Source organism: Janthinobacterium sp. LPB2021202312-11-4 (assembly GCF_037049705.1).
In the GTDB taxonomy this organism is placed as follows: domain Bacteria; phylum Pseudomonadota; class Gammaproteobacteria; order Pseudomonadales; family Pseudomonadaceae; genus Aquipseudomonas.
Map to the genome: position 1 here is coordinate 35,085 of NZ_JBAGKV010000026.1, position 11,999 is coordinate 47,083.

Below are 11,999 nucleotides of genomic sequence, written 5' to 3' on the forward strand. Positions count from 1 at the left end.
AAAAATCAGCGTGACGGCTGGCGTCATCACTGTCGCTCTAAGGCGGTTGGTGCCATGGATCGGCAGAAAGTTCGATGGTCAGCGTAAAAATCGCGGATTAGCCACGCCGCCCATCTTTTTCCGTTTGCACCAAACAGGGCGTAGCTGGTATCTGTACGCATAACCAGTACTCGCTCGCCATGGCCTTTTTTCTTGTGACTGCAAACCCGCTCGATGACCCGTTCTATTACCTCAATAACTTCATGCAAGTGCTTGATTGGCTTGAGCATCGCTATGCCGATGTATTGAGTGTCGAGGAACAGCGCTTTATCGAGGACTTCAACCGCTTGCCCCGCGAGTCTCGGGCGTTGCTGGTGCGGATGGTCATGCGCAAAGGCCTGCATTTCAGGGCCGCCAAACTGCATTACGTCGAGATCGGTGATATCGCCAGCGCGGCCGAGCCGTTACTGGCCTTGGGCTGGATTGATGAGCAGTCACCGTTATTGATAGAGGAACTGTTCGACGTACTGCTCAAGGCCGAAATCCTCCAGTGCCTGGGCCACGCCATCGACCAGCCCAAGGGCAAAAAGACCGATTGGTTGCCGCTGTTGAGCGAACAATTTCCCGAATCCCGGAGCTTTCGCCAGTGGTGCCCGCCCCTGGAGGATCGCTTGTTCAGCCTGACGATCATGGGTTTGTGTGACCGCTTGCGCCTGATGTTTTTCGGCAATCTGTATCAGGACTGGTCGGAGTTCGTGCTGGCGGACCTCGGTATCTTCACTTACGAAAAAGTCGAGTTCTGCGCTGATTCCCGTGGTCTGCGTTGCCGCGAGGACGTGGACGCCTGCGTCTTCCTGCATGACTGCCAGCAGCGTTTCGAGGCCGGCGAAGCGGTGGCGGAGGTTGTCGAGCAGATTAACGGGCTGACCTTCGACAACCCGTGGCTGCAACGCCGACGAGGCAAGCTGCTGTTCCAGATCGGCCAGCATTGCGAACGCGTCGCGGATTTCCCCAATGCCCTGACCATCTACCGCGAATGCGCCTATCCCGGCGCGCGCCTGCGGTTGATCCGGGTATTGGAGCGCTGTACTGAGTATTCGCTGGCCCTGGACCTTGCAACATTTGCCGAGCAAGTACCAGAAAGCGCTGCGGAACAACAGCAGTTGCTGCGCGTCTTGCCACGGTTGCGGCGCAAGTTGGGCCACCGATGAAACGCGCCGCCGCTCGGGCCATGGAGCGCCTGGACCTGCAACTGCCGCGCACCGATCTGACGCTGTCGGTGGAGTATTACGTGCAGGCGCACCTGGCCGAAGACACGGCGCCGGTGCATTACGTCGAGAACAGCCTGATCAATTCACTGTTTGGCTTGCTCTGCTGGCCAGCGATCTTCGCGCCATTGCCGGGGGCGTTTTTCCACCCGTTCCAGCGTGGGCCGGTGGATTTGCTTCATGAAGATTTCCATGACCGTCGGGCCGAGCTGTTTCAAGACTGCCTGGCGGAGCTCGACGACGGGTGTTATCGCCAGACCATTCGCGAGCGTTACGTGAGTAAGTGGGGTGTGCAGTCGCCGTTTGTGTTCTGGGGAGCGCTGACCGAGGAACTGCTCGATCAGGCGCTGGACTGTCTGCCGGCCGAACACCTCAAGCACTGGTTCAATCGCCTGTTGCTGGACATCAAGGCCAATCGCGCCGGTATGCCGGACCTGATCCAGTTCTGGCCGCAGGACAAGACCTACCGCATGATCGAAGTCAAAGGCCCCGGCGATCGCTTGCAAGATAACCAACTGCGCTGGATCGAGTTCTGCCATGAACACCAGATGCCGATTGCCGTGTGCTACGTGCAATGGGCGGAGCAGAGCGCTTGAGCTACAGCATTGCGGTGCGGGCGCTGTGTGAGTTCACCGCCAAGGTGGGTGACCTGGACCTGCGCTTCACCCCATCACCGACCGCGCTGGAAGGCATCGTCGGCCATCGCACGGTCGCGTCCCGGCGCAACGACGCTTACCAGAGCGAAGTGGCGCTGGAGGGCACCTATCTAACGTTGAGGGTCAAGGGCAGGGCGGACGGCTACGACCCGACGCAAAACTGCCTGGAAGAAGTCAAAACCTATCGCGGCGACCTGGGCAAACAACCGGCCAACCATCGCCAGTTGCACTGGGCCCAGGCCAAGGTCTATGGCTGGCTGATGTGCCAGAAGCTGCAACTGGCGCAGATCAACCTGGCACTGGTGTATTTCGACATCGTCAGCGAAAAGGAAACCTGCCTGCTTGAACCGTTCAGCGCTGCCGAACTGGAAGCGTTCTTCGAGCAGCATTGCCGGTTGTTCCTGCAGTGGGCCGAGCAGGAAATGGCCCATCGCGAAGCTCGCAACCAAGCGGCCCAAGGATTGGCGTTTCCCCATGCCGGGTTTCGGCCGGGGCAACGGCACCTGGCCGAGTCGGTGTTCAAAGCCGTCAGCACCGGTCGTTGCCTGATGGCCCAGGCACCCACCGGGATCGGCAAGACCATCGGCACGCTGTTCCCGATGCTCAAGGCATTGGCGCCGCAGCAACTGGACAAGGTGTTCTTCCTCACCGCGAAAACCCCGGGGCGCAAACTGGCGCTGGACGCGGCGCAGGTCATCCTCGACAGCGCCAACGCGCCGCCGCTGCGCATTCTGGAGATGATCGCCCGGGACAAGGCCTGCGAACACCCGGACAAAGCCTGCCACGGCGAATCCTGCCCGTTGGCCCTGGGTTTCTACGACCGTCTGCCCGCTGCACGTCAGGCGGCCAGCCAGTTGAGCCTGTTGAACCAGAACGCCTTGCGCGACGTTGCGCTACAACACAACGTTTGCCCGTATTACCTCAGCCAGGAAATGGCTCGCTGGGCGGACGTGGTGGTCGCCGACTACAACTACTACTTCGATTTCAGTGCTTTGTTGTTTGGCCTGGCCCAGGCCAACCACTGGAGGGTCGCCGTGCTGGTAGACGAGGCCCATAACCTGGTGGAACGTGGCCGGCAGATGTACAGCGCCAGCCTTGATCAAGCGACGCTCAACAGCGTGCGCAAATCCGCCCCGGAACCGTTGAAGAAATCCTTGCAACGGGTCAACCGCGAATGGAACGCCCTGCATGACCTGCAGTTGGGCGCTTATCAGGCCTACAGCAAGGCCCCGGAAAAACTGCTTCAGGCCTTGTCATCGTGCAGCGCGAGCATCGGCGATTACTTGAACGATCACCCGCAAGGGCTGGACAGCGCTTTACAGAGTTTCTACTTCGACATGTTGCAGTTTGGCCGGGTGGCGGAGCTGTTTGATGAGCAATACCTGTTCGACATCAGCAAGCGCGACCTGGAACGCAAACGCAACCTCTCACAACTGTGCCTGCGCAACGTGGTGCCCGCCGGGTTTATCCGCCCGCGTTTGACGGCGGCGCGCAGCACCGTACTGTTTTCCGCGACCCTGAGCCCCCAACACTATTACGCCGATCTGTTGGGCACGCCGCCGAATACCGTCTGGATCGACGTCGAGTCGCCGTTTCACGCCGATCAGTTGCAAGTCAGTATCGTCAGCCAGATCTCGACCCGTTTCGTTCATCGACAAGCGTCCCTTGAGCCGATTGTCGAGCTGATCGCCCGGCAGTTCACCGTGCGCCCCGGCAACTACCTGGCGTTTTTCAGCAGCTTCGATTATTTGCAGCAAGTGGCGCAGCTGTTGGCCGAGCGGCATCCACACATCACCTTGTGGTCACAGTCCCGAGGCATGGCTGAGCAGCAGCGTCAGGATTTTCTCGACCAGTTCACCGCCCACAGCCAGGGCGTCGGTTTTGCAGTATTGGGCGGGGCGTTTGGTGAAGGCATCGACTTGCCCGGTGCGCGGCTGATTGGCGCCTTCATCGCCACGTTGGGGCTGGCGCAACTCAACCCGGTCAACGAACAAATGAAACACCGGATGGCAGCGATCTTCGGCGCCGGTTATGACTACACCTACCTGTATCCTGGCGTGCAGAAGGTGGTGCAAGCGGCCGGGCGAGTGATCCGTACCCAGCAGGATCAGGGCGTGGTGATGCTGATCGATGACCGGTTTGGCGACAGTAAGGTCAGGCAGTTGCTGCCGCGCTGGTGGTCGGTGGGCCTAGGCCAAAGCGAATCGCTGTAGAGAATAGCGATCGCAGCAATGACGGATTTTCATCGGCTTTCGTAGGAATAATTTCCTTTAAAAAACATCGACATATCTTGATGAAAAGCACTTTTTGATCAATCGGCGAAAGCGCGCTTTATTCAAAGGGCAGGCAATCACGTTCATTCGATTCTTTGATAAGGAAATCAAGGTATGTCCGACGCACCGCGCTACACGTATACCGCCGAACACGTCACTGCGGCGTTCACTGAAATTAAAGCCACGCTGTTTAACGGCATCACCGCCGAGGCAACGCCCAAAATACTCGTGGTCGCCGGGCTGCAAGGCTCAGGCAAAACCTATTTGCTGGAAAACAGCCTCCTGCCCTCAAGCCGCTATTCCAACTATGTGCGGCTTTACCTGCCCGAATACCGAAAAAAACACCCCCAATACGAGGAAATGATCAAGCTCGGCGTTCTGCACGCCTATGAGCAAACGGAGACCTTTGTCCGGGAACTCAGCACGAAGATTTTCACCGAGGCGTTCACTCACAAATACAACATCATCATGGAGTGTGCGTTCGACAGCATCGACTTTGCAGTCTTCCCGCCAATGGCGACCGCCGCCGGCTATCAGTTCGAGATCCACATCGTGGGCTGCAACCAGGAGTTCGCCCATCTGTCGAGCATCAAACGAGCGCTCAAAAGCCTGAAAAATCAGGAACTGGAGCGGTTCGTCAACCTTAGGGACCTGCAAACCAGCATGAGCAATGCCCAGGCGATCATCCTGGCTCTGGATACGGCTGCGAAAGCGGTCACCGGCTCACAAATCAATCTGTATGAGCGTGGTTTTGGTGCATTGAAAGAGCGCACCTTGCGTGCGCATAACACCTACACCAAAGCCGCGGATGGCACCCTAAGCACGGCTTCGGTGACCGCACCTTATACGTTCGGCGTCTATGGCACGATCATCAACAACCACGTGTTTTCCATGAGCGAGCGCGACGAGATGGTCAAGGAGTGCCATTTGGCACTGTCCAAGACGAAAACCTATGCCACGCAAGTTCCGGACTTCATCTACAACGATCTGTACGCCTACATCATCAAGTACGTGTACCGATAAGCTTCAGCCATTCGGCGGCAAAGCGATGACAATCGCCCGGCCAGCGCGCCGTTAGCAGTTGGCCGTCGCGGACCACAAAGCCGTGATGCGGCTTGTCCGCCGAATCACGCTTGGCCAGCCACGGCCCCCGCAGGAAGTCCGCTGGTTTACGCAAGGCCGCCGACACTTCGGCTTCGACGGTCTGGCGATAAGTGCGGTAGTAGCGCCCCAGCCAAAGTCCGGTGATGAGCCAGGCCGGCAGTTCCATGGTGCCGGCCACCAACGCGGTGACTTTGTGCCCGTCCAATACCGGGCGGCCAGTGTCGGGGTCCAGCGTACGGGCGAGCAACAGCACGCCATGACAGATCGCTGCCACAGGCTTCTGGGTTTTGAAGAAGTGCCGGGCAATGCGTCGAGCCTGACCGGATTCCAGCAGACTGCGCATGCCCTTGGCATGACCACCGGGAATCATCAGCCCGGAAAACTGCGCCGGGTCGACATCGGCGTAGGCCAACGGGTGATTGAAGGCCTCGTCGTCGATCATGGTCGCGTAGCCGGCAAGGTCGGTTTTGCGGGTCATCAGCATCGGGTTCAACAGGCCGAAACCGGTGTCCACCAAACGCGGGTCGGCGTAGGCGGGCAGGCCTTCGGGCGTGGCAAAGCGCACCTCGATGCCGGCGCGGCGCATGGCCTGCCAGGGCACGCTGCTTTCAGTCGGGTCGTAATCGCCATCGGGCAACAGCATCAGAATCATCGAGGGTCTCTTCCCTGGGCAGAAGGTGTGGTTGGCCTGGAGAATAGGTGTTCCGTCACCGCTGCTCCACTACAACATGCCGGGGCGTGGCTATTGCGGCTGTCCTATCCTGTGGTTTGTCGCATACTCCACACAACAATAATGCCGGGAGTGATTAATGAGCGGTGCTCGGACCAAAACCAGCTCCATCGAAGACAGCCGCGCGCGTCTGCTGATCGATGCAGTGGTCGACTATGCGATCTACATGATTGACCCCGACGGCATCATCACCAGTTGGAATGCCGGCGCCCGGCGTTTCAAGGGATATGAGGAAGCGGAAATCCTCGGTCAGCATTTTTCGCGTTTCTACACCGAAGAGGATCGTCTGGCCGGTATGCCCCAGAGAGCGCTGGACACGGCGATCACTGAAGGTCGTTTTGAGGGGGAGGGCTGGCGGGTGCGCAAGGACGGCACGCACTTCTGGTCCCACGTGGTCATTGACCCGATTATCGACCCGTCGGGCACGCTGCTGGGATTCGCCAAGATCACCCGCGACCTGACCGACCGCAAAATGGCCGAGGAAACCCTCAAGCAGAGCGAGCAGCAGTTTCGCTTGCTGGTCCAGAGTGTCACCGACTACGCCATCTACATGCTTGACCCAAGCGGGCGGCTGACTAACTGGAACGTCGGCGCCCAGCGCATCAAGGGCTACCGGCCGGAAGAAGTCATTGGCCAGCATTTCTCGATGTTCTACACCCCCGAGGACCGAGAAGCCGGTGAACCGCAACGGGCGCTGGCGACGGCGGCGCGCGAAGGCAAATTCGAAAACAAGGCCTGGCGCCTGCGCAAGGATGGCACGCGGTTCCTGGCCCATGTCGTGGTGGACCCGATCTGGGGCGAGACCGGGACTTTGCTCGGTTTTGCCAAGATCACCCGGGATATCACCGAAGTCACCCAAGCACAGCAGGCCCTGGAGCAAACCCGTGAGGCGCTGTTCCAGGCGCAAAAGATGCAGGCCATCGGCCAACTCAGCGGCGGCATCGCCCACGACTTCAACAACCTGTTGACGGTGATCCTCGGCAACCTGGAGATCGTCCGCAAACGCGTGTCCGACGACCCGAAAGTCATTCGCCTGCTCGACAACGCCACCCAGGGCGCCATGCGCGGCGTCTCCCTGACCCAGCGCATGCTGGCGTTCGCCCGGCGTCAGGAACTCAAGACTGAATCGGTCGAGATTCCCGCACTGGTCGAAGGGATCACCGGGCTGTTGCGCAGCTCACTGGGGCCCTCGGTCAAACTCGAAACCTGCTTTGCGCCGGACCTGGAACCCGTCGTGGCTGATGTTAATCAGCTCGAACTGGCAGTGCTGAATCTGGCGACCAACGCCCGTGATGCGATGCCCAATGGCGGAAGCATTGTTATCAGCGCCCGCAACGCGGAGGTCAATGACCCGACGCGGTCATCGCTCCCGGCCGGTCGTTATGTGCGCCTTCACATCACCGACACCGGTGAAGGCATGGATTCGGTCACGCTGGCGCAGGCGACGGACCCGTTCTTTACCACCAAGGGCGTAGGCAAGGGTACGGGCCTGGGGTTGTCGATGGTGCATGGCTTTATCGCGCAACTGGGTGGGCGGTTCATCCTCAAGAGCCAGAAGGACCAAGGCACCACCGCTGAACTCTGGCTGCCCGTCGCTACGGAGGGGGCGGTGGCCCGGCAGGCTATCGAAACGCCGTTCCTGTCTCTGGTGCCTGGGCTGAGCGTATTGGTGGTGGATGACGACAGCCTGGTGTTGACCAGTACCAGCCTGTTGCTGGAGGACCTTGGCCACTGGGTGATTAGCGCGGCGTCCGGCGCGCAGGCGTTGGAAGCCTTCGAAAGCGGCCAAACCATTGATCTGGTGATTACCGACATGGCCATGCCACATATGAACGGCGCGCAACTGGCCCATGCGATCCGGCTGCTGAAGCCGACTATGCCGATCATCCTCGCCACCGGTTACGCCGAACGCCTGGAAGGATTCGCCACCGAGCTGCCGCGCTTGTCCAAGCCGTTTACCCAACTCAACCTGGTGGAAATCATCGGCCAAGCCATGAAATGACGGCAGTACTGCGGCTCCGGCAATCGGGCTGAACTTTGCCAGCCCCGGGTTCTTCTAAACGTTTTCCACGCTGTGCGAGAACGCTGTGCCCAGAATATTGACTGAAGCCGTGGCCGAAGAAGCCCTTACCGAACACAACGCCAAGATGTTCGGTTCGCCCAAGGAACGGCTGGATTTCTATCGCCGGGAGATCCAGTACGAAACCAGCATTCTGGCCAACCGCACCGATGCTTATCTGGCGGCGCAATCGTTCCTGGTGATTGCGTTCGCGTCCTGCATGTCCAACCTCAACCCCGAGTGGGGCAAGCTGTTCACGCTGGTGGTGCCGCCGTTTCTGGCGCTGTTGGGGCTGCTCAGTTCACTCAACGCCTGGCCGGGCATTCGTGCGGCCTACGACATCATCGACCATTGGCATTTCAAGCAAAGTCAGTTGCTGAGCAGCGAGCCGCTGATGGGGTTGGCCTATGACGAGTCGCCGTTGTTCAGCGAAATGGAATCGAGCCACAAGGGCTATCGCAAGTCGTTGTTGTTCTCGGTACGCACGCCGTGGATTTTTGCGACGTTCTGGATGCTGCTGGGCAGTTATGCGTTTTACATTCAGGTGACAAATCCGGGGGCTTGAGGCGGCGCAGAAAAAAATCAAAAGATCGCAGCCTTCGGCAGCTCCTACGCGCCTGTGGGCGCTGCCGAAGGCTGCGATCGAAGGCTGCGATCTTTTAGCGGTTCAACCCAGTGAATCGTAATTGCCGTCCAGCTGTTGCGGGCGCGGCCGCGACATCACTGAAAACTCCTCCTCAATCAACCGCAAATGGTCGATGGCCTCCTCAAACTTCGCATCGGTCTTGCACCGCAATGCCTGGTAACGGGCAAACGACTCGGCATCCAACTCGCCTCCCTCCAGCAACTCAAAAGCCGCTTGGTTCAACAACTGCGCTTCCTCGAACAACTGACGATTGCATTCCAGTGCAAAGTCGCGGCACGCCTGGGGATGGGCCGGGGCCGAGTAGTATTTCATCGCGTTCACCTTCTAGCAGGAGGGGTAGCCCCGAAGGGCTGGATAACGTTGTGACTTTCCGGCATAGGAGGAATTTCAAAATTTTCAGACGAGAAACTGGATAGATACTTAGGAAGCTATCGTAAAAGACATCAGGCTTTTGGATTATTTCGCCGTTCATACCACGTCAGCATCGGCTGGGTGCTGATGCCATGAATCAGAATGCTCAACGCCACCACCGACAGCGTCAGGTCGGTACACAGGGTTGCCACGTTGGCAGGGAGGTCGTGATTCAGGGCATAAAACAGGTAGTAAAAACTGCCGATGCCACGGATTCCGAACCAGCCGATCAGAGAACGTTGTCGCCCATCCAGCAGTCGTCCCCAGGGAATCAGCCACACACTCAAGGGGCGAATCGCGCAGAACAGCACCGCTGCAATCACCAGCGCCCGCCAATCCCAGTGCGCCACCAGCACCACCCCGAGCAAGGTCACCAGAAACACTTCCATGGCCCGTTCCACCAGGCTGCCGAAGGACAACATATCGCCCATCATGATGCCGGCCGCGACCTGGGTGTCTTCCAGGTGCTCCACGTCGCCATGCACCGCCGCTTCGGGCTCGACGTTCTGATGACCGACCACCGGTTGCACCAGATGCTCGGCCGGGGTCTGGGTGTCGCCGGAGGATTTGACTTCGGCCTGACGCAAGCCCAGGCCTGCGGCAAACACTGACAGAAAGCCGTAGCCATGAATCGATTCGGCCGCCACGTAAGCCAGCGCGATCAGGGCCAGGGTCAGGTAATCATTGGGGGAAAGGGTGCTGTCGGCATTGCGGATACGCATCGACAAGGTCACATGGCCGATGCCGAGCCCCATCCAGTAACCGGTCAGCAACCCTGCGGGTACGGCCCATAACAGGCTTTTCAACGCCCAGTCGTTGAGCCAGGCGCTGGAGTCGCCAGACTGTTGCAGCACCAGTAAACCGAGGATGACGAAAGGGAATGCGACGCCATCGTTCAGGCCGGCTTCACCCGAGAGCCCGAAGCGCACCGAATCGTAATCCTTGGCATCGTTGACCTGCACCAGCGAGGCCAGCACCGGGTCGGTCGGCGCCAGAATCGCGCCGATCAGCAGCGAAGGCCCCCACGCCAAGGCAAAGCCGTAATGCAGTAACAGGCACACACCGGCGATGCTCAGCAGCATCACCGGGCCGGCCAACCCGAAGGCAACCCGCCATTTGCGATCCCGCAGTGGCAGTCGCAATTTCAGTCCGCAGACAAACAACGAAAACAGCACCGCGACTTCCGTCAGGTGCTCCATCCAGTTCGCCGCGTCCTTGATGTCGAGCTTAAGCAAACCCAGGGCCGCCGGGCCGATGGCGACCCCCAGCGCCAGGCACACCGCCGAAGTAGTCACCGGCATCCAGCGTAAAAACGACGAAGTCAGCGCCAGCGTCAGCAGCACCGCACCCAATACCGCCAACCACACAATGAAGCTCATGCCGGACTCTCGTTGGGGGGGCATGAACGATTGAGTGCTGGAAGGGACGGCGGGTTCCATTTACAGGATCGGTTTGCCGCCCATGACCCCATAGCGCTGACCGGTGATGTCGCTGGGCTCATCCGAGCCTGGAGTGTGGCCCCGGCCTTTTGCGATGAGTTCGGTTGGTTTTCAGATGATGCAGGATCAAAAGATCGCAGCCTTCGGCAGCTCCTACACGGCTGCGATCTTTTGCTTTTAGCGGTTGAGCAAACTGCGCTCCATCCGCGCAATCCCTTCTTCCAGCAACGCCCGTGGGCAGCCGAAGTTCAGGCGCACGAACTGTTGGCTTTGATCACCAAAATCCAGGCCCGCACTCAAACCCACTTTGGCCTGTTCGAGGAAGAACTGCTGTGGATTCTCCAACCCCAGCGCCGTGCAATCGAGCCAGGCCAGGTAAGTGCTTTGCGGGACGTTCATGGTCACGCCGGGCAATCGCGTGCGCACGGCATCCACCAGGTAATCGCGGTTGGATTGCACGTAAGCCAGCATCTCGGCCAGCCAGGGTCCGGCTTCGCTGAAGGCCACGCGGGTGGCTTCCAGGCCCAGCGGGTTGACGCTGTCGACCATGCCGCAGCGGGCATGGTTGACCCGCGCCAGCAGCACCGGGTCCTGAATGATCATGAATGAGGTTTTCAAACCGGCGATGTTATAGGCCTTGCTCGCCGACATCAGGGTGATGGTGCGTTGGGCGATCTGCGGGCTCAGCGAGGCGGTGGGAATGTGCACCCGGCCGTCGAAGCACAGTTCAGCGTGGATCTCGTCGGAGATGATCCAGGCGTCCTGTGCCACACAGATATCGGCCACGGCTTGCAGTTCTTCCCGTGGAAACGTCTTGCCCAGCGGGTTGTGCGGGTTGCTCAGCAGCAGCGCGCCACCACCGGTCAGGGCGTCACGCAACGCATCAAGCGGCGTGGCATAGGTGCCGTCCGCCTGGGCGTCGAATTCTAGTTCAACCTTGTTCAGCCCCCAGTTGCCCGGCGCATGACGCAGCGGCGGGTAGTTTGGCGTTTGCACCACGACGTTCTGCTGCGGCTGGACCAGCGCCTTGAGCGCCATGTTGAAGCCCGACTCAACGCCCGGCAGGAACACCAGTTCCGAAGGCTTTACCCGCCAGGCGAATTTGCTCCAGAGGTCGGCGACGATGGCGTCACGCAGGTTGTCCGGGGCCACGCTGTAGCCGAGCAACGGGTGTTCCAGGCGTTTTTGCAGGGCCTGGATGATCACCGGCGGTGCGGCGAAATCCATGTCTGCGACCCACATCGGCAAGACGTCGGCCGGATAGCGGCTCCATTTGGTACTGCCGGTGGCGTGGCGGTCGAACACCTGATCGAAATCGAAGGTCATGCTCAGTCTCATAGAAGGCAGGGTTAATCACGGCGGCCATGATAAGCCCCAATGTTCACCTCTGGTGACACCTGGCAAAAATAATCAGAGTTCCACGAGCAAACAAAT

Annotated in this window: 8 protein-coding genes and 1 pseudogene; 5 read left to right on the forward strand and 4 right to left on the reverse strand. The window is 59.6% G+C overall.

What is annotated here, in order from left to right:
* The first annotated feature begins 179 nt into the window (after positions 1-179).
* The 3 genes and pseudogenes from V5E99_RS23715 (at position 180) to V5E99_RS23725 (ending at position 5,199) form a co-directional block, all read left to right on the forward strand.
* Positions 180-1,843: pseudogene (locus V5E99_RS23715) on the forward strand (VRR-NUC domain-containing protein).
* Positions 1,840-4,116, forward strand: coding sequence for an ATP-dependent DNA helicase (locus V5E99_RS23720; RefSeq protein WP_499804666.1), 2,277 nt, complete (start codon positions 1,840-1,842; stop codon positions 4,114-4,116). Before V5E99_RS23715 ends, V5E99_RS23720 begins: the two are co-directional and overlap by 4 nt.
* Before the next feature lie 174 nt (positions 4,117-4,290).
* The gene (locus V5E99_RS23725) at positions 4,291-5,199 is read left to right on the forward strand and encodes a zeta toxin family protein (protein WP_499804667.1); all 909 of its coding nucleotides are present in this window, start codon (positions 4,291-4,293) and stop codon (positions 5,197-5,199) included.
* On the opposite strand, the gene V5E99_RS23730 is transcribed toward V5E99_RS23725, so the two are convergent.
* Positions 5,180-5,932 carry a DJ-1/PfpI family protein gene (locus tag V5E99_RS23730; protein ID WP_499804668.1) on the reverse strand — a complete coding sequence of 251 codons (753 nt, stop codon included), beginning with the start codon at positions 5,930-5,932 and terminating at the stop codon, positions 5,180-5,182. The two genes, V5E99_RS23725 and V5E99_RS23730, sit on opposite strands and share 20 nt — an antisense overlap.
* A gap of 157 nt (positions 5,933-6,089) precedes the next feature.
* Here V5E99_RS23730 and V5E99_RS23735 point away from each other — a divergent pair, with 157 nt between their 5' ends.
* A complete protein-coding gene (locus V5E99_RS23735; protein ID WP_499804669.1) occupies positions 6,090-8,012 on the forward strand; it encodes a hybrid sensor histidine kinase/response regulator in 1,923 nt (640 codons plus the stop codon).
* A gap of 85 nt (positions 8,013-8,097) precedes the next feature.
* Positions 8,098-8,634: a hypothetical protein gene (locus V5E99_RS23740; protein ID WP_499804670.1), complete on the forward strand. Its 537-nt coding sequence runs from the start codon at positions 8,098-8,100 to the stop codon at positions 8,632-8,634.
* Positions 8,635-8,736: 102 nt separating this feature from the next.
* Here V5E99_RS23740 and V5E99_RS23745 read toward each other — a convergent pair whose 3' ends face one another.
* The 3 genes from V5E99_RS23745 to V5E99_RS23755 all read right to left on the reverse strand — a co-directional run bounded on the left by V5E99_RS23745 (position 8,737) and on the right by V5E99_RS23755 (position 11,891).
* Positions 8,737-9,027 (reverse strand): hypothetical protein, encoded by a 291-nt coding sequence (locus tag V5E99_RS23745; protein WP_499804671.1) that lies wholly within the window; start codon positions 9,025-9,027, stop codon positions 8,737-8,739.
* A gap of 131 nt (positions 9,028-9,158) precedes the next feature.
* The gene (locus V5E99_RS23750; protein WP_499804672.1) at positions 9,159-10,505 is read right to left on the reverse strand and encodes a cation:proton antiporter; all 1,347 of its coding nucleotides are present in this window, start codon (positions 10,503-10,505) and stop codon (positions 9,159-9,161) included.
* Positions 10,506-10,742: 237 nt separating this feature from the next.
* A complete protein-coding gene (locus V5E99_RS23755; RefSeq protein ID WP_499804673.1) occupies positions 10,743-11,891 on the reverse strand; it encodes a MalY/PatB family protein in 1,149 nt (382 codons plus the stop codon).
* Positions 11,892-11,999 lie beyond the last annotated feature (108 nt).